A 21,129-nucleotide genomic window follows, 5' to 3' on the forward strand; every position below is an offset into this window, starting at 1 on the left:
TAGGGTTGAATCACAGCCGCAGGTACACCCTGCGCGCCCGTTAATGGGGCGGGCCATGGAGAGGGGACAGCTCGTGACGGTCAATATGACCAAGGGTCAGGCCATCAGTCTGCAGAAGGCGGACGGGGGCACGCTGACCGCGGTCCGGATGGGCCTCGGCTGGCAGGCGGCGAAGCGCCGCGGACTGTTCGGTTCGCGGACGCGGGAGATCGACCTCGACGCGTCGGCGGTGCTCTTCGCCGACAAGCAGCCGGTGGACGTCGTGTTCTTCCGTCACCTCCAGAGCGACGACGGCTCGGTGCGCCACACCGGCGACAACCTCGTCGGCGGCGTCGGCCAGGGCGGGGACGACGAGGCGATCCTCGTCGACCTCCAGCGCGTGCCGGTCCACATCGACCAGATCGTCTTCACGGTGAACTCCTTCACCGGCCAGACGTTCCAGGAGGTGCAGAACGCGTTCTGCCGCATCGTCGACGAGACCAACGGCCAGGAGCTGGCCCGCTACACCCTCGACGGCGGCGGTCAGTACACCGCGCAGATCATGGCGAAGGTGTCCCGCGCGGGCGCCGGCTGGCAGATGACGGCCCTCGGAAACCCGGCCAACGGCCGCACCTTCCAGGACCTCATGCCGGCGATCCTGCCGCACCTGTAGAAGTACCGGCGCAGAAGAAAGCACGAGAGAAGAAGGCACGGGGGAGGGGCTGCACGATGACGGCCGAACTGGTCCGGGGGCAGAACCACCCCGTGTCCCACAGCCGGGTGGAGATCAGGGTCTCGGCGGGCACACCCGTGCTCGCCCTGGCCTCGCTCGCCGACGAACAGGGCCGGTTCGCCGGCGAAGCGGTGCTGGCCCACCCGGGGGCCAGGTCCCTTCCCGGCGTGCAGGCGCCCGGGGAGCTCGCCGACCGGCACACCTTCGCCGTCGACCTCGACGCGGTCGCGGCGGACGTCCACCGGGTCGGCGTGCTGCTCGTGCTGCCGCCCGGCGGCCCGGCACGCTTCGGATCCGTCCCGGCCTCCTACGTGGCCGTGGCCGACCCGGCGGGCGCCGAGCTCGCCGGCTACACCCTGACCGGGCTGGAAGCCGAGACCGCCGTGGTCGCCCTGGAGCTGTACCGGCGCCAGAGCGCCTGGAAGGTCCGCGCCGTGGGCCAGGGCTATGCCGACGGCCTCGGCGCCCTGCTGACCGACGGCGGACTCCCCGCGGCGGACGCCGCCGCGCTGGCCGCCGCCGCGCTGCGCACGGCAGCCCCGGCCGCGCAGGGCGAGGGCACGCTCGCGGCCCTGCGGACCCTGGGGGGCGACCTGCGCGCCCCGCAGACCCCGGCCGCCCAGGGCCAGAACCAGGTCCAGAACCAGTCCCAGAACCCGGCGCAGAACCAGGTCCAGGGCCCTGCGGCCGCCCCCGAGCCGCCCGGCCCGGCCCCCGTCTCCGGGGTCCCGTACGCCGGTACGCCCGGGCCCGCGCCCGGCGGCGACACCGGGGGGTCGCCGCCCACGATCAACTACGCCCACCCGCGGCGACGCCGCACCAGCACGGAGCCGCCGGAGCCGGCGCCGCGGGCCGCCGCGCCACAGGAGCCCGGACAGCCCCCGCGGCCCGTCGCCGGGGACGCCAGCGGCTGGTCCATGGAGGAGCGGCTCTACAACCAGGTCTGGGGCATGTTCGAGGACCTGGCCCGCACGGTGGCCGCCTACCGCAGCGCCGTCGAGTTCGCCGACTCCCGCATGGACCGCGAACTCGACGAGGCCCTCTCCGACCCGCGCCACCGCCTGGGAGGCTCCGGCAACGCCGCCCGCGACACCGCCCGCGCCCGCCGCGAGGAGCTCGTCGCCCAGGCCCAGGCCGTCCTCGACCGGGACCTCGCCCAGCTGATCGCCGAGTCGGAGGTGGTCGAGCCCGCACTGCCGGCCGCGTACGCCCGCTGGGACAACCCGGTCTGGCACGACAGCCGGGCGACCGCGCCGCCCGAGGAGAACCCGCTCGCCCTGCGCCTGGGCGACCTGTACCTGCCCGAGCGCCCCGACCTGCGGATCCCCATGCTGATGAGGGTCCCGCTGGAGCGCGGGATCTGGATCGACAACGGCCGTACCGGCTCCGAGGCCGCGATGGCCATGGACACCGACCGGCTGCGCCGGGCCGCCATGGACATGGCCGTCGCGCACGCGGTGCGGCTGCTCGCGGTCCACCCCGCGGACCGGTTCTCCGTCCACGTCATCGACGCGGCCGGGGCCGGAGCCGCCTCCCTGGCGCCCCTCGTCCGCGCCGGGGTGCTGGCCGGCCCGCCCGCCGCCGGGGCCCACGGGGTCACCCAGACGCTGGCGCGGCTGACCCGGCGGGTGGACCTCGTACAGATGGCGCTGCGGGCCGGCGCCCCCGAGGACCTGCCGCCGGACGTGGACACGGCCGAGCAGCTGCTGCTCGTGCACGACTTCCCGCACGGCTTCGACGACCGCGCCGTGACCCAGCTGCGCTACCTCGCCGACGAGGGCCCGGCGGTCGGCGTGCACCTGCTGATGGTCGCCGACCGCGACGAGGCCTCGGCCTACGGGCCGCTGCTCGACCCGCTGTGGCGCTCGCTGATGCGGCTGTCGCCGGTTCCGGACAGCCATCTCGCCGACCCCTGGGTCCACCACGCCTGGACCTTCGAACCGGACCTGCCGCCGCAGGGCAGCCGCGTCCTCGAACAGGCGCTGGACCGGGTGGCGGAGGCCCGGCGCACTACCCGCCCGTGACCATCCTTTGGCATTCCCTTTACCTTTTCGGCCCTTGATGGGTATGCTCGTGTGTGCGGAGGGGAGTATTCCTGCTTTCCTGCTACGGCGTACCCGTCAATACGGACCACTGCGGTGATGTGAGCGCGGCCGGTCCCGGGGCGTCGGCCCACGGCCTCCAGGCCGCCCGGGTGGAAGAGACCTCCGGCAGCGATGACGCTGACGTAGTCCTGAGCCATCCGCCGGAGGCGTGTTCACCATGGAAGTTTCCTGGGCCCTGTGGGCCGCGACCATTCTCGGTCTGTCCCTCCTCATCGGTGCCGATTTCTTCATCGGCCGCAAGCCGCACGACGTATCGATCAAGGAAGCCGGCACCTGGACGGTCGTCTGGATCGTCCTCGCCGCACTCTTCGGCCTCGGCCTGTGGTTCTTCGGCAACCCCCAGGCGTCCCAGGAGTTCTTCGCGGGCTTCATCACCGAGAAGTCCCTGAGCGTCGACAACCTCTTCGTCTTCGTCCTGATCATGGCGAAGTTCGCGGTGCCCTCCCACCTCCAGCAGCGCGTGCTGCTCATCGGCGTACTGATCGCCCTGGTCCTGCGTGCGATCTTCATCGCCGCCGGCGCCGCGATCATCGCCAGCTTCTCCTGGGTCTTCTACATCTTCGGCGCGTTCCTGATCTACACCGCGTGGAAGCTGATCCAGGAGGCCCGCAAGGACGAGGACGACGAGGAGTTCGAGGAGAACCGTCTCCTCAAGTCCGTCGAGAAGAAGTTCGGCGTCGCCGACCAGTACCACGGCACCAAGCTCTTCATCGTCAACAACGGCAAGCGCGTGCTGACCCCGCTGATGGTCGTCATGCTCGCCATCGGCACCACCGACGTGCTGTTCGCCCTGGACTCCATCCCCGCGATCTTCGGCCTCACCCAGGACCCGTACATCGTCTTCACGGCCAACGCCTTCGCCCTGATGGGCCTGCGCCAGCTGTACTTCCTCATCGGCGGCCTGCTGAAGAAGCTGGTCCACCTCAGCTACGGCCTGTCGGTCATCCTGGGCTTCATCGGGATCAAGCTGGTGCTGCACGCCCTGCACGAGAACGGGGTGCACGTCCCGGTGATCTCGATCCCGGTCTCGCTCGGCGTCATCTGCGGTGTCCTGGTCATCACCACGATCACCAGCCTAATGGCCTCGAAGAAGCAGGCGGCAGCCGAGGCCGCCGTCCGCCAGGAGAGCATCGACGCGTAACCGCGGCTACGGAGCTATGCGGGGGCGGCCGCTTCGGCCGCCCCCGCTTCCGTGCCGCTGCCGGCGCCCGATCCCGCCCGTACGACCAGCGGACTGGTCTCCGGCAGCAGCGCGAAGCAGCCCAGGCTGAGCAGGGCGATCCCGGTCAGGTACACCGCGACGCCCCACGGCGGACCCGGGCCGTCCGCCAGCGCCGTCGCCACGATCGGGGTCAGCGCCCCGCCCAGCACGCCCCCCAGATTGTAGCCGACGGCCGCGCCCGTGCAGCGGATGCGCGGGGCGTACAGCTCCGGCAGGTACGCGCCCACCACCGCGAACATCGTCACCATGCCCAGCAGCGCCCCCGCGAAGCCCAGCGTCATCAGCAGCGGGTCGGCCGTACCGAGCAGCGCCACCAGCGGGAACATCAGCAGGGCGCAGGCCGTGCACCCGGCCAGGCACAGCGGCCGCCGGCCGTACCGGTCACCGAGCACCGCCACCAGCGGGGTCACCAGGCCCATCAGCGCGACGGCGCCCATGACGCAGGCCAGCACCACCGTCCGCCCCATACCGAGGCGCTCGGTGGCGTACGCGAGGGCCCAGGTGGTGACCGCGTAGAAGACGGCGTAGGCCGCGGCGAGCGCCCCGCCGGTCAGCAGGAGCAGCCGCCAGTGGCCCCGGAGCACCTCGGCCAGCGGCGCCTCGGCCCGCCGCCCGGTCTCGGTCAGCGCCTTGAACTGCGGGGTCTCCTCCACCGAGCGGCGCAGCCACAGCCCGGCCAGGGCCAGCAGCCCGGCGGCCCAGAACGGCACCCGCCATCCCCACGAGATGAACTGCACTTCGCTCAGCGACGCGGACAGTCCCAGCATCAGGCCGTTGGCCAGCAGGAAACCCACCGGCGGGCCGATCTGCGGGAAGCTCGACCACAGCCCGCGCCGCTGCTCGGGCGCGTGCTCGGCGGTCAGCAGCACCGCGCCGCCCCACTCACCGCCGAGCCCGAGGCCCTGCAGGAAGCGCAGCAGGAGCAGCAGTACGGGCGCGGCCACGCCGATCGATCCGTACGTGGGCACGCAGCCGACGGCGACCGTGGCGACGCCGGTCAGGAGCAGGGAGGCCAGGAGCACCGGGCGCCGGCCGTAGCGGTCGCCGATGTGGCCGAAGACCACCGATCCGAGCGGGCGGGCGAGGAAGCCGATGCCGAAGGTGCCGAAGGCGGCGAGGGTCCCGGCGAGCGGGGAGAAGGAGGGGAAGAACAGCGGGCCGAGCACGAGGGCGGCGGCCGTTCCGTACACGAAGAAGTCGTAGAACTCGATCGCGGTCCCGGCGAGCGAGGCCGAGGCGAGCCGCAGCATGCCGGGGCGGGCTGCGTCGCCGGCTTCGGCGGGCCGGGCGGCGGCCGGGGTGGGGGAGGCGGGAGAGGGAACGGGGGAGGACGCGAGGGGCGGGGACGGGTCCTGGTGCATGCTGCACCAACTACCCGCTCCCCACCCCTCGGGACGTGCGTTCGGCCGTGAACGACCGGAAGGAGTGCGTCGCGTACCGAAGTTGACGCGTTGCGCTGCCTACCAGCCGCGCTCGCGCCATTCCGCCAGGTGCGGACGCTCCGCGCCGAGCGTGGTGTCGTTGCCGTGGCCGGGGTAGACCCAGGTCTCGTCCGACAGCTGCTCGAAGAGCTTGTGCTGGACGTCGTCGATCAGGCTCGCGAAGGCCTTCGGGTCGCCGCCGGTGTTGCCGACGCCGCCGGGGAAGAGGCAGTCGCCGGTGAACACGTGCGCGTGGCCGTGCGGGTCGTCGTAGATCAGGGCGATCGAGCCGGGGGTGTGTCCGACCAGGTGGCGGGCGGTCAGCTGGACCCGCCCGACCTGGATCGTGTCCCCGTCGGCCACGGCCACGTCGGTCGGGACCGGGATGCCCTCGGCGTCCTGGGCGCCCGCGTAGGTCCGCGCGCCGGTCGCCGCGACGACCTCGGCGAGCGCGCCCCAGTGGTCGCCGTGCCGGTGAGTGGTGACCACGGACGCGATGCCGTCGTCCCCGATCAGGTTCAGCAGCGTGACCGCCTCGGCGGCCGCGTCGACGAGCAGCTGCTCGTCGGTGGCCCGGCAGCGCAGCAGGTACGCGTTGTTGTTCATGGAGCCCACCGCGACCTTGGAAATCATCAGGTCCGCGAGCTCGTGCACGTCGGCCGGACCGCCGACTTTGACCTCTCCGGTGTACGTCATGCCTTGATCCTAGAGCGGGGGAAGCTCGGGGAGGCCGTCGCCGGCCACGACGGCGAGGTGGGCGCCCATGAGGCCGCGCCCGGCCAGCCAGCCGAGCAGTTCGTCCTTGGGGCCCTCGAGGACCACGGGGGTGCCCTCGGTGCCGCCGGTGTGCCAGACCTGGCCGCCGTAGGAGGCGTTCAGGGTCACCGGGGGCACCTCCGGACGCCCCGACCAGCGGTCGGCGAGGAAGGCGATCTCGCGGTCGGTGAACTCCTCCGGGAGGTGGTGGAGCTCGTAGCCGATGTTCAGGTCGACGTGGTGCAGGTCGACCTCGACCCAGCGGCGGAACGGCACGTTGGCGGCGAGGTCGGTGATGCCGTTGCGCAGCTCGACGGTGCGGGACCAGTCCTGGTCGGTCTCCGTGGTGGCGAGGAAGCGGGCCCCGGAATCACGGAGGTCCGCCAGGTGTTCTTCCAGGGGCCGGCCGGCATCGCGTGCGATGTCCGCGTCGCGCGCGGAGGCGCTCTCGTACATGGGGCGCCCCTCGAAGACGTTCACGAGGGCGTCCGCGTTGCGCGCGAGGTGGGCCAGAACGTGGCCGCGGGTCCAGCCGGGGAGATGTGACTCCTCGGCGAGGGCCGCGTTGTCCATTTTCGCGACTGCGGTCAGCAGCCGGTCCGTGGCTTCACGTACAGATCGCAGGTCGTGCACATGATCAGTCATGAGACGAGCCTAGTGGTCGCCGGGCTTCGGCCACACGATCGAGTGAAGAGGTCTTCGGAGTGCCGTAAATCGAATGTGCGTGCTATACGCTCGAAGTCCAGACTCCATCTCCACCGCAGAGGCGCCCCCATACCCTGGGACGGGGGCCCCGTGCCCCCGCTCTCTCAAGAAAGGTGCGGACCGGCGTGACCGACCGTCTCATCGTTCGTGGCGCTCGCGAGCACAACCTCAAGAACGTCTCGCTCGACCTGCCCCGCGACTCGCTCATCGTCTTCACCGGACTCTCCGGTTCGGGCAAGTCCTCCCTGGCCTTCGACACGATCTTCGCCGAGGGTCAGCGCCGCTACGTCGAGTCGCTCTCGTCGTACGCACGCCAGTTCCTCGGGCAGATGGACAAGCCCGACGTCGACTTCATCGAGGGCCTCTCCCCGGCCGTCTCGATCGACCAGAAGTCGACTTCGCGCAACCCGCGCTCGACCGTGGGAACCATCACCGAGGTCTACGACTACCTCCGCCTCCTCTTCGCCCGCATCGGCAAGCCGCACTGCCCCGAGTGCCGCCGCCCCATCTCGCGCCAGTCGCCGCAGGCGATCGTCGACAAGGTGCTCGCGCTCCCCGAGGGCAGCCGCTTCCAGGTGCTCTCGCCGCTGGTGCGCGAGCGCAAGGGCGAGTTCGTCGATCTCTTCGCCGACCTGCAGACCAAGGGCTACAGCCGGGCGCGGGTGGACGGGGAGACCATCCAGCTCTCCGAGCCGCCCACGCTGAAGAAGCAGGAGAAGCACACCATCGAGGTGGTCATCGACCGCCTCACCGTCAAGGACAGCGCCAAGCGCCGGCTCACCGACTCCGTGGAGACGGCCCTCGGTCTTTCCGGCGGCATGGTGATCCTGGACTTCGTCGACCTCGCCGAGGACGACCCCGAGCGTGAGCGGATGTATTCCGAGCACCTCTACTGCCCCTACGACGACCTCTCCTTCGAGGAGCTGGAGCCGCGCTCCTTCTCCTTCAACTCGCCCTTCGGCGCCTGCCCCGAGTGCACCGGCATCGGCACGCGCATGGAGGTCGACCCCGAGCTGATCATTCCGGACGAGGACAAGTCCCTGGACGAGGGCGCGGTCTCGCCGTGGTCGCTCGGCCACACCAAGGACTACTTCCAGCGGCTGATTGGCGCGCTCGCCGGGGAGCTCGGCTTCCGGACCGACATCGCGTGGGCCGGCCTGCCGGCGCGTGCGAAGAAGGCCCTGCTCTACGGGCACAAGACGCAGATCGAGGTCCGCTACCGCAACCGGTACGGGCGGGAGCGGGCGTACACGACGGCCTTCGAGGGCGCCGTGCCGTTCGTCAAGCGGCGGCACGCGGAGTCGGAGAGCGACGCCAGCCGCGAGCGCTTCGAGGGCTACATGCGCGAGGTGCCCTGCCCGACCTGTGAGGGCACCCGCCTCAAGCCGATCGTGCTCGCGGTGACGGTGATGGAGAAGTCCATCGCCGAGGTCGCCGCCATGTCGATCAGCGAGTGTGCGGACTTCCTGGGACGGATGCGGCTCGACGCCCGCGACAAGAAGATCGCCGAGCGGGTCCTGAAGGAGGTCAACGAGCGGCTCCGCTTCCTCGTCGACGTCGGTCTCGACTACCTCTCGCTCAACCGGGCCGCCGGCACCCTGTCGGGTGGCGAGGCCCAGCGCATCCGGCTCGCGACGCAGATCGGCTCCGGCCTGGTCGGCGTGCTGTACGTGCTGGACGAGCCCTCCATCGGCCTGCACCAGCGGGACAACCACCGGCTGATCGAGACGCTGGTGCGGCTGCGGGACATGGGCAACACGCTCATCGTGGTCGAGCACGACGAGGACACCATCAAGGTGGCCGACTGGGTCGTGGACATCGGCCCGGGCGCGGGCGAGCACGGCGGCAAGGTGGTGCACAGCGGTTCGCTGAAGGAGCTGCTGAAGAACACCGAGTCGATGACCGGGCAGTACCTGTCGGGCAAGCGCTCCATCGCGATCCCGGACGTGCGCCGGCCCGTGAACGGCGAGCGCAGGCTCACCGTCCACGGCGCCAAGGAGAACAACCTGCAGGACATCGACGTGTCCTTCCCGCTGGGCGTGCTCACGGCCGTGACCGGCGTGTCCGGATCGGGCAAGTCGACGCTGGTCAACGACATCCTCTACACGCACCTGGCGCGCGAGCTGAACGGCGCCCGCTCGGTGCCGGGGCGGCACACCCGGGTGGAGGGGGACGACCTCGTCGACAAGGTGGTCCACGTCGACCAGTCGCCCATCGGCCGGACGCCGCGGTCCAACCCGGCGACGTACACCGGCGTCTTCGATCACGTGCGCAAGCTCTTCGCGGAGACGATGGAGGCGAAGGTGCGCGGCTACCTGCCGGGCCGCTTCTCCTTCAACGTCAAGGGCGGCCGGTGCGAGAACTGCTCCGGCGACGGCACGATCAAGATCGAGATGAACTTCCTGCCGGACGTCTACGTCCCGTGCGAGGTCTGCCACGGCGACCGGTACAACCGGGAGACGCTGGAGGTCCACTACAAGGGCAAGTCCATCGCCGAGGTCCTGAACATGCCGATCGAGGAGGCGCTGGGCTTCTTCGAGGCCGTGCCGACGATCGCGCGTCACCTGAAGACGCTCAACGAGGTCGGGCTGGGCTACGTCCGCCTCGGCCAGTCGGCGCCGACGCTGTCCGGCGGTGAGGCGCAGCGCGTGAAGCTGGCCTCCGAGCTGCAGAAGCGGTCGACGGGCCGGACGGTGTACGTGCTGGACGAGCCGACGACGGGTCTCCACTTCGAGGACATCTCGAAGCTGATCAAGGTGCTGTCGGGGCTGGTGGACAAGGGGAACTCGGTGATCGTCATCGAGCACAACCTCGACGTCATCAAGACTGCGGACTGGGTCATCGACATGGGCCCGGAGGGCGGCTACGGCGGCGGCCTGGTGGTGGCCGAGGGCACGCCGGAGCAGGTGGCGTCTGTGGGGGCCAGCCACACGGGCAAGTTCCTGCGGGACATCCTGGGGGCGGACCGGGTCTCCGACGGGACGCCTCCGGCGCGGGCCGCGGCGAAGAAGGCTCCCGCCAGGAAGACGGCTGCCGCCGCCGCGAAGAAGGCGGCGCCGGCGAAGAAGACGACGGCGCGGGCCCGCAAGGCGTAGCCGCTGCGCTGTGCTCGGCGGGAGGGGCTCGGCCGCGGCCGGGCCCCTCTTCGTCTGCGGCGCCGCTACGGGGGCGCTGCCCCTGGCTCCCGCGCCTCGATCGCCGGCGAGGCTGAAGGATCGGGGCTCCGCCCCGGACCCCGCGCCTCACACGCCGGCGAGGCTGAAGGGTGCGGCGAGGTTGGAGCATCCAGCCCCGCCGGCGTGTGAGGCGCGGGCGCGGAGCGCCGTAGGGGTGCGGGGCGCCGTAGGGGTGCGGGGCGGAGCCCCGGGCTGTGGGCGGGATCGATCGGGGCGCGGGCGGAGCCCTGCTATGAGGCGACGCCCACCGCGCGGGCCGTGTAGGCCGGGTCGGTGAGGGTGGTGAGGAGGGCGTCGGCCACGTCCGCGCGGGGGATGGCGCGGCCGCCGCGGACGTTGGCGTCGACCGCGCGGCGGTACGTGCCGGTGTGCGGCTTGTCGCGGAGCATCGGCGGGCGGATGACCGTCCACTCGGCTCCGCTCGCGCGCAGCTCCGCCTCCATGACCGCGAGGTCCGCGTAGAGGTCCCGCAGCAGTCTGCGCAGCAGCGGGTAGACCACCGCCCGGGTGAGCACGCTCTCGCCCTGCGCCGGCGACCCGACCGGGGCCGCGCTGACGGCCGAGAGGCGGGTCACGCCCGCCCGGTCCATCGCCGCGAGGATGGCCCGTACCGCCGGCCCCGTCACCGGGGCCGCCTTGGCCTGCTTGTTGCTCGCCGCGCCGAGGGCCGAGATCACCGCCGACCGGCCCGCCAGTACGGGGACCAGCGCGTCCTCGTCCGTCAGGTCGCCGACGACGGCCACCCGGAGGCGGGCATGGGGCGGCACCCTCAGCCGGGCCGGGTCGCGAACGACCGCCGTGACCTCGTGTCCAGCGGCCAGCGCCTGCCTGACGACCTCGTGGCCGACGCCGCCCGTGGCTCCGAACACCGTGAGTTTCATCCTGGCTCCCGACGTGTGCGTAGGCGGGTGGGTGAGTATTCACTCACCCCTTCCTGCCCTTAGAGTGAGTGAATGCTCACCCCGAAGTCAAGCCGTCCCACCCCCGAGCGGCTGCTCGACGCCGCCGAGAAGCTGATGCGCACCAGCGGCCTGGCCAACGCCACCACCAAGGCCATCGCCCGCGAGGCCGGATGCTCGGAGGCCGCGCTCTACAAGTACTTCGCGAACAAGGAGGAGCTGTTCGTCCGCGTGCTGATGGAGCGCACCCCCAACGCGGGCCCGCTCATGGCCGCCCTGCAGGCCGATCCCGATCCGGGGGAGCAGGGGGTCGAGGAGGCGCTCACCGACATCGCCCGGCACGCCTCGCTCTTCTACGCCGACGCCATGCCCATGGCCGCCTCGCTCTTCGCGGAACCGGCTCTGCTCATCCGCCACCGCGAGGGCGTGCAGAAGATCGGCTCCGGGCCGCACGTGGTCCTCGACGCCCTGGCCGGCCGGCTGCGGCGGGAGCTTGCCGCCGGCCGGCTGCGAGCCGGCGCCGATCCGGCGGCCGCCGCCGCCCTGCTGCTCGGCGCCTGCTTCCAGCGGGCCTTCTTCCTGCACTTCTCCGGCGCCCAAGTGGTCCAGCCGGTCGAGGAGTTCGCCCCGGCCGTGGCCGGGACCGTGTGGGCCGCTATCCGCTGAGCTCCGCCGCGTACGGAGGCTCCGCACCCGCCCGTGTGCAGGTCAGGGCCGCCGCGTGGGCGGCGTAGGCGAGGACGTCCGGCCAGTCCACCGGGCGCCCCGGCGCCCCGGCGAGCCGGTGCAGCAGGGCGGCGTTGACGGTGTCGCCCGCCCCGATGGTGTCGGCCACCGCGACCCGGCGGCCCGCCGCCGAGTGCTCCTCGCCCTCCCGCGTCCAGACGGTCAGGCCCGCCGCGCCCCGGGTCAGGACCACCGCCGACGGGCCCGCAGCCAGCCAGTCGCGGACCCCGCCGCCCAGCCAGGCCGCGTCCTCCTCGGACAGCTTGAGGACGGTCGTGCTCGGCAGCAGCCGCTCCCGGAAGCGCGCGCGGTACGCCGCCGGGTCCGCGATCAGCGCCGGCCGGATGTTGGGGTCCAGGAGGGTCAGCAGCCCGCGCCCCGACTCCCGGCGCAGTAGGGCTTCGTACGCGCTCGCGCCCGGCTCCAGGACCAGCGAGCAGGTGCCGAGCGCGAGGGCCCGCACTCCCTCGGGGAGGGCGGGCGGCAGGGTGAACAGCCGGTCCGCCGTGCCCTCGACGTAGAAGCCGTACGAGGCCGAGCCGTCCGGGGCCAGCGAGGGCACGGCGAGGGTGGTGGGCTCCGGTCCGCGCTGGACCAGCGACACGTCCACCCCGGCGGACCGCAGCCCGGCCAGCAGGCTCTCCCCGAAGCCGTCCGCCGAGACCCGCGAGCAGAAGGCCACCTCGGCGCCGAGCCGCCCGAGGGCGAGCGCGGTGTTGTACGGTCCCCCGCCCGGCCGGGGCAGCAGCGCACCCGGCGGCCGCACCGCGGGCACCAGGTCGATGAGGGCTTCTCCGCCGACGACGATCACGCGGGGAAGGTACCCCATGCGGCGGCGGTATCGTCGGGTGGGCCGGCGCCCCGGCCGGGCTCCGCCCGTGCCCGGCCCGAGCCCCCGCCCGTACCGTCCCCACCGTGCCCGCACCCCAGGAGAACCGCATGCCCGCGCCGCAGTCAGCCGCCCGCCGTACCGTCCTCAAGGGCGCCGCCGCGCTCGCCGGGGCCGCCGGGGCCGGAGTGACGCTCGCGGCCTGCTCCACCGAGACCAACAGCGGGGGCAACACCCCCGCCACGCCCACCGCGCCGGTGGAGCTCGGCGCCGCGGCCGAGGTCCCGGTGGGCGGGGCCAAGCTGTACCGGGAGCAGAAGCTGGTCGTCAGCTGCCCGGCGGAGGGCCGGTACACGGCGTTCAGCGCCCAGTGCACGCACGCCGGCTGCGTCCTGGACAAGATCGTCGAGGGTCAGGGCAACTGCCCCTGCCACGGCAGCCGCTTCGACGTGACCACCGGCAAGGTGCTGCGCGGACCGGCCTCCGCCCCGCTGCCCGCCGTCCCGGTCCGGGCCGAGAACGGCAAGCTCATCGCGGGCTGACCCGCGCCGGTCACTCCCAGTCCCAGGTGATCCCGAGGATCCCGCGCCGCACCGTCTGTTCCACCAGGTGCACCGCCCGGTGCCGGCCGCTGGGCGTCAGGTCCACGAGGCCCGTGCGCGGGGCCTGCGGTCCGGTACGGGCGAAGCGCCGGCAGCGCACCGGCAGGGCCGCCTCGTCGAAGCGGACCTGGAGCATGTACTGACCGCCCGCGTAGCTGAACCCGCGCACGTACTCGCCGCTGCGGGCGCCCGTGCCGTCCTCGATGCCGTAGCCGAAGACGTAGGTGTCCCCGCGTCGCAGCCGTGCGTCGAACAGCAGCTCCGCGACCACCACCCCGGCCTCCGGATGGCAGCGCACCCGGCCCGTACGGCAGTTCTCGTACGCCGTCACGCCGATCCGGGACACGTCGCAGCCCGGGTCGCCGTGGTGGACGGCGAGGTAGCGGTCGACCCCGTCGCGGTGCGCCCGGACGATCTGCTGCGACTCGCGGACCCGCAGCTCGCCCGCCGGGCCGATGCGGACCCGCTCGTGGTGGCCGAGCGTGTGCAGTCCGCCGTCCGGCGGCAGCTCCATCGCGTCCAGCAGCCGCTCCACCGTGCCGCCCATGCTGAACAGGGCCCGGTACGAGCGGCCGGCCGGGCGGGCCGGCCCCGGGGCGGCCTGCGGTGCGGCGAGCAGGCGGACGAGGGCGCCGTCGGGCAGCTCCAGGATCTGCTCCAGGGCGGTGACGGCCCGCAGCGACTCCGGGTGCCGCGGCCGGCGGGCGCCCTGCTGCCAGTAACTGAGGCTGGTGACACCGACCTTGATGCCCCGTGCCGCCAGCCGGTGCTGTATCCGGTGCAGGGGCAGCCCGCGTGCGGCGAGGGCGGCGCGCAGGGCGAGGTGGAAGGGGCCGCCGCGCAGCAACCGGCCGAGTTCGGCCGTGTCCCCGGTCGGCGCCATCGCGACTCCTCTGTGAACGTTCACACGCGTCGGCGCGGAGGATCGCGCCGGAGGCTCCGGGGGACCAGGTGAAACGACAGCAACCGTTCACACCGCAGCCCCACCGTTCACACTGCAACGTCACCGCGTATTGAAGCGTGTTGACCTGATCGCGACAACTGTTTGATGCTCCTCCACAGCGTCCGGACGCGCTCCTCCACCCCCCACTCCCCCCATCGGGAGGAACGCGATGCGCAACCGAAACGGGCGGCTTTCCCTGGCCGCCCTCCTCACCGCCGTGCTGTTCACCCTGCCCGTCGGCACCGCCACCGCCACGGCAGCCGAGACCGGCACCGATTCCGCACTGGCCTACAAGCGCCTGAACATCACCATGCAGGCGCAGCAGAAGACCAACTGGTGCTGGGCCGCGGGCGGCAACACCATCGCCACCTGGTTCGGCCGGAACCACACCCAGAACCAGTTCTGCAACGCCGCCTTCAACCGCCAGCAGGGCTCCGAGTGCCCCAACAACCAGGCCACGCTCGGCAACGTCCAGACCGGACTGCGCTGGGCCGGCATCAACCCGGGCTCGTACGTCAACGGCTGGCTCCAGTACTCCACCGTCCAGACCGAGATCAACGCGGACCGGCCGATCGAGACCCGGATCCAGTGGGCGAACGGCGGCGGCCACATGCACGTCGTCTACGGCTACGACACGGCCGGCAGCTGGGTCTACTGGGGCGACCCCTGGCCCTCCAGCGACCGCTACAACTGGGCCTCGCACGCCTGGTACGTGAACAACAGCACCTTCTCCTGGACCCACTCGCTCTACCGGATCGGGGCGTGACCGCCATGACCCTGCGCGCCACCGCCGCCGCGGTCCTCGCCGCCACCGCCCTCCTCGGGCTCGCCCCGCAGGCCCTCGCGGCCTCCCCGGTCCCGGTCCCCGTCCCGGTCCCCGTCCCGGCCCCCGTGCCGCAGCCGCAGGCCGCCACCGCCGAGCACAAGGCCGCCGTCGCGCAGGCGGCGACCGCCCCCGACACCCTCGCCACGCTGTCCCGCTTCTTCGCCCGGGAGGGCAAGGTCTCCCCGACCGCCGCGCAGCCGCGCGTCGAGGGCGAGGCGATACCGGTCAACCACCTCTCCCCGGACTTCGTCGCGGGCCGGGCGGGGGCGTCCGTCGCCCGCCTCGAGTTCCTCGCCAGCAAGGCGGTCTCCTCCGACGGGCAGCAGGCCGCGCTGTGGACGGCGCGGACGGAGGCGGGCTGGCAGGTGGTGAACATCGCCACCGGCGACGACGAATTCCGCTACGCGCAGCTGGGCGCGGAGAAACTGCCCGGCGGGACGGTGTTCCGGGAGCCGCAGATCGACGCGTGGTACGTGGCCGGGGGCGGTCGGGTGCTGCCGCTGGACGAGGACGCGGTACGGGCCGTGGGCGCCGGGGGTGCCAGCCTGGCCGCCTACCGGGCCCGGGTGGCCGGGGCGTACGGGGACAAGCTCCCCGGCTCCGCGTATGCCTCGCGGGGCACGGCGGGCGGTTACGCCGAAGCCCCGGCCGAGGGCGCTGGGGCTCCGGCCGGGGTGGCTGCCGCCGGGGCGCTCGCGCTGGGCGGGGCCGGTGTCCTGGTCGCGCTGCGGCGCCGCCGGGCCGTAGCCGCGGAGTAGCCCCCCGCACCTGCAGGGTCCGGCTGCTGCCAGAGGCCGGGCCCTGCGGGCGGTTCTCCCCGCCCCGCCCTTTCGCCGTCTCCCCGGGCTCCGCCCCAAGCCCCGCGCCTCAAGCGCCGGCGGGGCTTGGGGCGCGGGGCTCCGCCCCAGGCCCCGTGCCTCGAACGCCGACGGGGCTGAAGAGCCGGGCGGAGCCCGGGAGGCGCCGTGCGGCGGACCACCGGGAGCCGCGCACCGGGCCGGAGGCCTACGGTCGGTTGTCGGACCGCGCCAGTAGGGTGGTTGGCATGGCCGACCCTTCCAGCTACCGCCCCCAGCCGGGACAGATCCCCGACTCCCCGGGGGTCTACAGATTCCGCGACGAGCACCGCCGGGTGATCTACGTCGGGAAGGCCAAGAGCCTGCGCCAGCGCCTGGCCAACTACTTCCAGGACGTGGCCGGCCTGCACCCCCGTACGGCCACCATGGTGACCACGGCCGCCTCCGTCGAGTGGACCGTGGTGTCCACCGAGGTCGAGGCGCTCCAGCTGGAGTACTCGTGGATCAAGGAGTTCGACCCGCGGTTCAACGTCAAGTACCGCGACGACAAGAGCTACCCCTCCCTCGCCGTGACGATGAACGAGGAGTACCCCCGGGTCCAGGTCATGCGGGGGCCCAAGAAGAAGGGCGTGCGCTACTTCGGTCCGTACGGGCACGCCTGGGCGATCCGCGAGACCGTCGACCTGATGCTCCGGGTGTTCCCGGTACGGACCTGCTCCGCCGGAGTGTTCAAGCGCTCCGCCCAGATCGGCCGCCCCTGCCTGCTCGGCTACATCGGCAAGTGCTCCGCGCCCTGCGTCGGCCGGGTCACGCCCGAGGAGCACCGCGAACTGGCCGAGGACTTCTGCGACTTCATGGCCGGGCGGACGGGGACGTACCTCTCCCGCCTGGAGAAGGAGATGCACGAGGCCGCCGAGGAGATGGAGTACGAGAAGGCCGCCCGGCTGCGCGACGACATGGGGGCGCTGCGCCGGGCCATGGAGAAGAACGCCGTCGTGCTGGCCGACGCCACCGACGCCGACCTGATCGCGGTCGCCGAGGACGAGCTCGAAGCGGCCGTGCAGATCTTCCACGTGCGCGGCGGCCGTGTCCGCGGCCAGCGCGGCTGGGTCACCGACAAGGTGGAGGCCGTCGACACCGCCGGGCTCGTCGAGCACGCCCTCCAGCAGCTGTACGGGGAGGAGAAGGGCGAGGCCGTCCCCAAGGAGGTGCTGGTCCCGGTGCTGCCCGAGGACACGCCCGCGCTGAGCCAGTGGCTCGCCGAGCGCCGGGGGTCCCAGGTCAGCCTGCGGATACCGCAGCGCGGCGACAAGAAGGCCCTCATGGAGACCGTCCACCGCAACGCGCTGCAGTCCCTCGCCCTACACAAGACGAAGCGCGCCAGCGACCTCACCACCCGCTCCCGGGCCCTGGAGGAGATCGCCGAGGCCCTGGAGCTCGACAGCGCCCCTCTGCGCATCGAATGCTTCGACATCTCCCACCTGCAGGGTGACGACGTCGTCGCGTCGATGGTGGTGTTCGAGGACGGGCTGGCCCGCAAGAGCGAGTACCGGCGCTTCCAGATCAAATCGCATCTGGGGCAGGACGACGTCCGCTCCATGCACGAGGTGGTCTCGCGGCGCTTCCGCCGCTACCTCCAGGAGAAGCTGAAGACGGGCGAGTGGGAGGCCGAGGAGGGCGAGGGCGCGGTGCCCGAGGACGACGGGCGGCCCAAGCGCTTCGCCTACCCGCCCCAGCTCGTGGTGGTCGACGGCGGGCAGCCGCAGGTCGCCGCCGCCAAGCGGGCCCTGGAGGAGCTCGGGGTGGACGACGTCGCCGTGTGCGGCCTGGCCAAGCGGCTGGAGGAGGTCTGGCTGCCCGGCGAGGACGACCCGGTCGTGCTGCCCCGCACCAGCGAGGGCCTCTACCTGCTCCAGCGGGTGCGTGACGAAGCCCACCGTTTCGCCATCCAGTACCAGCGCAACAAGCGCGGCAAGCGCCTGAAGTCGAGCCCGCTGGACGAGGTGCCCGGCCTCGGCGAGAGCCGCAAGCAGGCCCTGGTCAAGCACTTCGGTTCGGTGAAGAAGCTGAGACAGGCGACAATCGACCAGATCTGCGAGGTCCCGGGCATAGGACGGAAGACGGCCGAGACGGTGGCCGCGGCCCTCGCCGGGGCGGTCCCCGCCGGCCCTGCCGTCAACACGGCCACAGGAGAGATCATTGAGGATGAGAACCCCGCCCCCGCGGGTGGGGGCACCTCCCAGCAGTAGCCGGGAGCCATCGTCCGAACGGGGGACCGAGCAATGACCGAGCACGAGACCACGCACGACCGAGACGGAGCACAGGTGAGTACGGGCACGACAGCGGAGCCCGGCGAGACCGCCGAGGCGGCCATCCCCGAGCTGGTGATCATCTCCGGCATGTCCGGGGCCGGCCGCAGTACGGCGGCCAAGTGTCTGGAGGACCTCGGCTGGTTCGTCGTCGACAACCTCCCGCCGGCGCTGATCCCCACCATGGTGGAGCTCGGTGCCCGCTCGCAGGGCAACGTGGCGCGCATCGCCGTCGTCGTCGACGTCCGCGGCCGCCAGTTCTTCGACGCCCTGCGCGAGTCCCTCGCCGACCTGGACAGCAAGGGCGTCACACGGCGCATCGTCTTCCTGGAGTCCTCCGACGACGCCCTGGTCCGGCGCTTCGAGTCGGTCCGCCGCCCGCACCCGCTCCAGGGCGACGGCCGCATCACCGACGGCATCGCCGCCGAGCGGGACCTGCTGCGCGAGCTGCGCGGCGACGCCGACCTGGTGATCGACACCTCCAGCCTCAACGTGCACGAGCTGCGCGCCAAGATGGACGCCCAGTTCGCCGGGGACGAGGAGCCCGAGCTGCGGGCCACCGTCATGTCCTTCGGCTACAAGTACGGCCTCCCCGTCGACGCCGACCTGGTCGTCGACTGCCGCTTCATCCCGAACCCGCACTGGGTCCCGGAGCTGCGCCCCTTCACCGGGCTCAACGAGGAGGTGTCGGGGTACGTCTTCAGCCAGCCCGGCGCCAAGGAGTTCCTCGACCGCTACACCGAGCTGCTCCAGCTCATCGCCACCGGCTACCGCCGCGAGGGCAAGCGGTACGTGACCATCGCGGTCGGCTGCACGGGCGGCAAGCACCGCAGCGTGGCCATGTCCGAGAAGCTCGCCGCCCGCCTCGCCTCCGAGGGAGTCGAGACCGTCGTCGTCCACCGGGACATGGGGCGCGAGTGACCGCACGGACCCCGCGGCTGAGCCGTCTGCGCCGCCTCACCCCGGGACGGGGCGAGGACGGCGCGGGCCGCTCCGGCCGCCGGCGCGGCGCCGCGCCCAAGGTGGTCGCGCTCGGCGGCGGCCAGGGCCTGTCGGCCTCCCTCGCCGCCCTGCGCCGGATCACCGGTGACCTCACCGCCGTGGTCACCGTCGCCGACGACGGCGGCTCCAGCGGCCGGCTCCGGGAGGAGCTCGGCGTGCTGCCGCCCGGCGACCTGCGCAAGGCGCTGGCCGCGCTGTGCGGGGACGACGACTGGGGCCAGACCTGGGCCCGGGTCATCCAGCACCGCTTCCAGTCCGAGGGCGACCTGCACGGGCACGCCGTCGGCAACCTGCTGATCGTCGCCCTGTGGGAACAGCTCGGGGACCCCGTCCAGGCCCTCGACCTGGTGGGCAGGCTGCTCGGCGCCCAGGGCCGGGTGCTGCCGATGTCGGCGGTGCCGCTGGAGCTCCAGGCCCTGGTCAGGGGGCACGACCCGGCCCGCCCCGAGGACGTGGACACCGTCCGCGGGCAGGCCACGGTGGCCCTGACCCCGGGCGAGGTGCTCTCCGTACAGGTGGTGCCGAGCGACCCGCCGGCCGTGCCGGAGGCCGTCGCGGCGGTCCTGGACGCCGACTGGGTGGTTCTCGGGCCGGGGTCCTGGTTCTCCTCGGTCATTCCGCACCTGCTGGTGCCGGAACTGCTCGACGCGCTGGTCGAGACGAAGGCCCGCAGGGTCCTCTCGCTGAACCTCGCGCCGCAGCCCGGCGAAACAGAGGGCTTCTCTCCGCAGCGTCATTTGGAGGTTTTGGCCCGACACGCCCCTAAACTCGCCCTGGACGTGGTGCTGGCCGACGAGGCCGCCGTGCCCGACCGCGAGTCCCTCGCCGATGCCGCGAAACGGTTCGGTGCCGCGGTCGAGCTGGCCCCCGTGGCCAGGCAGGACGGTTCTCCGAAGCACGATCCGGAGCTGCTGGCCGCCGCGTACGACCGTATTTTTCGGATGCATGGAAGGATCGGCCCATGGCGATGACGCCCGCGGTGAAGGATGAGATCTCCCGCCTCCCCGTCACCCGCACCTGCTGCAGGAAGGCGGAGGTCTCGGCGATCCTTCGGTTCGCGGGCGGCCTGCACCTGGTGAGCGGCCGCATCGTCATCGAGGCGGAGCTCGACACCGGGATCGCGGCGAGACGCCTGCGCAAGGACATCCTGGAGATCTTCGGCCATTCCTCGGACCTGGTGGTGATGGCCCCCGGCGGACTGCGCCGCGGCAGCCGCTACGTGGTCCGCGTGGTGGCCGGCGGTGACCAGCTGGCGCGCCAGACGGGCCTCGTGGACGGCCGCGGCCGCCCCATCCGGGGCCTTCCCCCGCAGGTGGTCTCCGGGGCCACCTGTGACGCCGAGGCGGCGTGGCGCGGCGCCTTCCTGGCCCACGGCTCGCTCACCGAGCCGGGCCGGTCCTCCTCCCTGGAGGTCACCTGCCCCGGCCCGGAGGCCGCCCTGGCCCTGGTGGGCGCCGCCCGCAGGCTCTCCATCGCCGCCAAGGCGCGCGAGGTGCGCGGCGTCGACCGGGTCGTGGTCCGCGACGGCGACGCGATCGGCGCCCTGCTGACCCGCCTCGGCGCCCACGAGTCGGTGCTGGCCTGGGAGGAGCGGCGGATGCGGCGCGAGGTCCGCGCCACCGCCAACCGCCTCGCCAACTTCGACGACGCCAACCTGCGCCGCTCGGCGCGGGCCGCGGTGGCCGCCGGAGCCCGCGTGCAGCGCGCGCTGGAGATCCTCGGCGAGGAGGTCCCCGAGCACCTCGCCGCGGCCGGCCGGCTGCGCATGGAGCACAAGCAGGCCTCCCTGGAGGAGCTGGGCGCGCTCGCCGACCCGCCGCTGACCAAGGACGCGGTCGCGGGCCGGATCCGCCGCCTGCTGGCGATGGCCGACAAGCGGGCCCAGGACCTCGGCATCCCGGGCACCGAGTCGAACCTCGACCTCAGCGAGGAGATGGCCGACAACATGGCCGGTTAGCCGAGGGTCCCCTTGTACTACGGCAAAGGGGTCCGCGCGATCACTCGTGCGGGCCCCTTTGCCGTAGGCCCCATTGACATGAGCATGGGCCGGTCTTGAGTCTGGCGTCCGAAGCTTTCGTGGCAGACGACGCCCAGGGGGG

General features: G+C 72.6%; 18 protein-coding genes. 12 read left to right on the forward strand and 6 right to left on the reverse strand.

Annotation, left to right across the window (positions count from 1 at the left end; genetic code table 11):
• The first annotated feature begins 73 nt into the window (after positions 1-73).
• The 3 genes from RIU97_RS30110 (at position 74) to RIU97_RS30120 (ending at position 3,958) form a co-directional block, all read left to right on the forward strand.
• The gene (locus RIU97_RS30110; protein WP_030762430.1) at positions 74-652 is read left to right on the forward strand and encodes a TerD family protein; all 579 of its coding nucleotides are present in this window, start codon (positions 74-76) and stop codon (positions 650-652) included.
• A 56-nt stretch (positions 653-708) separates the two neighbouring features.
• The gene (locus RIU97_RS30115; RefSeq protein ID WP_404960744.1) at positions 709-2,736 is read left to right on the forward strand and encodes a TerD family protein; all 2,028 of its coding nucleotides are present in this window, start codon (positions 709-711) and stop codon (positions 2,734-2,736) included.
• A gap of 238 nt (positions 2,737-2,974) precedes the next feature.
• Positions 2,975-3,958, forward strand: coding sequence for a TerC family protein (locus RIU97_RS30120; protein WP_404960745.1), 984 nt, complete (start codon positions 2,975-2,977; stop codon positions 3,956-3,958).
• Between the two features lie 14 nt (positions 3,959-3,972).
• Here RIU97_RS30120 and RIU97_RS30125 read toward each other — a convergent pair whose 3' ends face one another.
• The 3 genes from RIU97_RS30125 to RIU97_RS30135 all read right to left on the reverse strand — a co-directional run bounded on the left by RIU97_RS30125 (position 3,973) and on the right by RIU97_RS30135 (position 6,861).
• Positions 3,973-5,289 (reverse strand): MFS transporter, encoded by a 1,317-nt coding sequence (locus RIU97_RS30125; protein WP_404962995.1) that lies wholly within the window; start codon positions 5,287-5,289, stop codon positions 3,973-3,975.
• Positions 5,290-5,499: 210 nt separating this feature from the next.
• Positions 5,500-6,156 carry an MBL fold metallo-hydrolase gene (locus tag RIU97_RS30130; protein WP_404960746.1) on the reverse strand — a complete coding sequence of 219 codons (657 nt, stop codon included), beginning with the start codon at positions 6,154-6,156 and terminating at the stop codon, positions 5,500-5,502.
• Between the two features lie 9 nt (positions 6,157-6,165).
• Positions 6,166-6,861 carry a maleylpyruvate isomerase family mycothiol-dependent enzyme gene (locus RIU97_RS30135; RefSeq protein WP_404960747.1) on the reverse strand — a complete coding sequence of 232 codons (696 nt, stop codon included), beginning with the start codon at positions 6,859-6,861 and terminating at the stop codon, positions 6,166-6,168.
• A 185-nt stretch (positions 6,862-7,046) separates the two neighbouring features.
• Here RIU97_RS30135 and uvrA point away from each other — a divergent pair, with 185 nt between their 5' ends.
• Positions 7,047-10,016 (forward strand): excinuclease ABC subunit UvrA, encoded by a 2,970-nt coding sequence (uvrA, locus tag RIU97_RS30140; RefSeq protein ID WP_404960748.1) that lies wholly within the window; start codon positions 7,047-7,049, stop codon positions 10,014-10,016.
• A gap of 311 nt (positions 10,017-10,327) precedes the next feature.
• Here uvrA and RIU97_RS30145 read toward each other — a convergent pair whose 3' ends face one another.
• Complete coding sequence (locus tag RIU97_RS30145) at positions 10,328-10,978, reverse strand: NAD(P)-dependent oxidoreductase (protein ID WP_404960749.1); 651 nt, start codon at positions 10,976-10,978, stop codon at positions 10,328-10,330.
• A gap of 72 nt (positions 10,979-11,050) precedes the next feature.
• Here RIU97_RS30145 and RIU97_RS30150 point away from each other — a divergent pair, with 72 nt between their 5' ends.
• The gene (locus RIU97_RS30150; protein ID WP_404960750.1) at positions 11,051-11,662 is read left to right on the forward strand and encodes a TetR/AcrR family transcriptional regulator; all 612 of its coding nucleotides are present in this window, start codon (positions 11,051-11,053) and stop codon (positions 11,660-11,662) included.
• On the opposite strand, the gene RIU97_RS30155 is transcribed toward RIU97_RS30150, so the two are convergent.
• Positions 11,652-12,533 (reverse strand): carbohydrate kinase, encoded by an 882-nt coding sequence (locus RIU97_RS30155; RefSeq protein WP_404962996.1) that lies wholly within the window; start codon positions 12,531-12,533, stop codon positions 11,652-11,654. The two genes, RIU97_RS30150 and RIU97_RS30155, sit on opposite strands and share 11 nt — an antisense overlap.
• A 128-nt stretch (positions 12,534-12,661) precedes the next feature.
• Between RIU97_RS30155 and RIU97_RS30160 the strand changes: the two genes are divergently transcribed.
• Complete coding sequence (locus RIU97_RS30160) at positions 12,662-13,093, forward strand: Rieske (2Fe-2S) protein (RefSeq protein ID WP_404962997.1); 432 nt, start codon at positions 12,662-12,664, stop codon at positions 13,091-13,093.
• Positions 13,094-13,103: 10 nt separating this feature from the next.
• Here RIU97_RS30160 and RIU97_RS30165 read toward each other — a convergent pair whose 3' ends face one another.
• Positions 13,104-14,036: a hypothetical protein gene (locus tag RIU97_RS30165; protein ID WP_404960751.1), complete on the reverse strand. Its 933-nt coding sequence runs from the start codon at positions 14,034-14,036 to the stop codon at positions 13,104-13,106.
• Positions 14,037-14,265: 229 nt separating this feature from the next.
• Here RIU97_RS30165 and RIU97_RS30170 point away from each other — a divergent pair, with 229 nt between their 5' ends.
• The 6 genes from RIU97_RS30170 to whiA all read left to right on the forward strand — a co-directional run bounded on the left by RIU97_RS30170 (position 14,266) and on the right by whiA (position 20,987).
• Positions 14,266-14,862: a papain-like cysteine protease family protein gene (locus RIU97_RS30170; RefSeq protein ID WP_404960752.1), complete on the forward strand. Its 597-nt coding sequence runs from the start codon at positions 14,266-14,268 to the stop codon at positions 14,860-14,862.
• Between the two features lie 5 nt (positions 14,863-14,867).
• Entirely contained in the window at positions 14,868-15,680 is an 813-nt protein-coding gene (locus RIU97_RS30175; RefSeq protein WP_404962998.1) for a hypothetical protein, read from the forward strand.
• A gap of 287 nt (positions 15,681-15,967) precedes the next feature.
• Positions 15,968-17,968 (forward strand): excinuclease ABC subunit UvrC, encoded by a 2,001-nt coding sequence (gene uvrC / locus RIU97_RS30180; RefSeq protein WP_404960753.1) that lies wholly within the window; start codon positions 15,968-15,970, stop codon positions 17,966-17,968.
• A 33-nt stretch (positions 17,969-18,001) separates the two neighbouring features.
• Positions 18,002-18,949: an RNase adapter RapZ gene (gene rapZ, locus RIU97_RS30185; protein ID WP_030388929.1), complete on the forward strand. Its 948-nt coding sequence runs from the start codon at positions 18,002-18,004 to the stop codon at positions 18,947-18,949.
• Positions 18,946-20,001, forward strand: a complete 1,056-nt coding sequence (gene yvcK / locus RIU97_RS30190; RefSeq protein ID WP_362853770.1) for a uridine diphosphate-N-acetylglucosamine-binding protein YvcK — start codon at positions 18,946-18,948, stop codon at positions 19,999-20,001. Before rapZ ends, yvcK begins: the two co-directional genes overlap by 4 nt.
• Positions 19,992-20,987 (forward strand): DNA-binding protein WhiA, encoded by a 996-nt coding sequence (gene whiA / locus RIU97_RS30195; protein ID WP_030009075.1) that lies wholly within the window; start codon positions 19,992-19,994, stop codon positions 20,985-20,987. The genes yvcK and whiA overlap by 10 nt, the downstream gene beginning before the upstream one ends.
• Positions 20,988-21,129 lie beyond the last annotated feature (142 nt).

The organism is Streptomyces sp. 147326 (assembly GCF_045000215.1).
In the GTDB taxonomy this organism is placed as follows: domain Bacteria; phylum Actinomycetota; class Actinomycetes; order Streptomycetales; family Streptomycetaceae; genus Streptomyces.

Excerpts from the sequence above, each read along its gene's own strand:
- RIU97_RS30175 (WP_404962998.1), top strand. The coding sequence starts at position 14,868 with ATGACCCTGCGCGCCACCGCCGCCGCGGTCCTCGCCGCCACCGCCCTC.
- RIU97_RS30115 (WP_404960744.1), top strand. The coding sequence starts at position 709 with ATGACGGCCGAACTGGTCCGGGGGCAGAACCACCCCGTGTCCCACAGC.
- rapZ (WP_030388929.1), top strand. The coding sequence starts at position 18,002 with ATGACCGAGCACGAGACCACGCACGACCGAGACGGAGCACAGGTGAGT.
- RIU97_RS30145 (WP_404960749.1), bottom strand. The coding sequence starts at position 10,978 with ATGAAACTCACGGTGTTCGGAGCCACGGGCGGCGTCGGCCACGAGGTC.
- RIU97_RS30150 (WP_404960750.1), top strand. The coding sequence starts at position 11,051 with ATGCTCACCCCGAAGTCAAGCCGTCCCACCCCCGAGCGGCTGCTCGAC.
- RIU97_RS30125 (WP_404962995.1), bottom strand. The coding sequence starts at position 5,289 with ATGCTGCGGCTCGCCTCGGCCTCGCTCGCCGGGACCGCGATCGAGTTC.
- RIU97_RS30160 (WP_404962997.1), top strand. The coding sequence starts at position 12,662 with ATGCCCGCGCCGCAGTCAGCCGCCCGCCGTACCGTCCTCAAGGGCGCC.
- uvrC (WP_404960753.1), top strand. The coding sequence starts at position 15,968 with ATGGCCGACCCTTCCAGCTACCGCCCCCAGCCGGGACAGATCCCCGAC.
- RIU97_RS30135 (WP_404960747.1), bottom strand. The coding sequence starts at position 6,861 with ATGACTGATCATGTGCACGACCTGCGATCTGTACGTGAAGCCACGGAC.
- RIU97_RS30130 (WP_404960746.1), bottom strand. The coding sequence starts at position 6,156 with ATGACGTACACCGGAGAGGTCAAAGTCGGCGGTCCGGCCGACGTGCAC.
- whiA (WP_030009075.1), top strand. The coding sequence starts at position 19,992 with ATGGCGATGACGCCCGCGGTGAAGGATGAGATCTCCCGCCTCCCCGTC.
- RIU97_RS30120 (WP_404960745.1), top strand. The coding sequence starts at position 2,975 with ATGGAAGTTTCCTGGGCCCTGTGGGCCGCGACCATTCTCGGTCTGTCC.
- RIU97_RS30170 (WP_404960752.1), top strand. The coding sequence starts at position 14,266 with ATGCGCAACCGAAACGGGCGGCTTTCCCTGGCCGCCCTCCTCACCGCC.
- RIU97_RS30165 (WP_404960751.1), bottom strand. The coding sequence starts at position 14,036 with ATGGCGCCGACCGGGGACACGGCCGAACTCGGCCGGTTGCTGCGCGGC.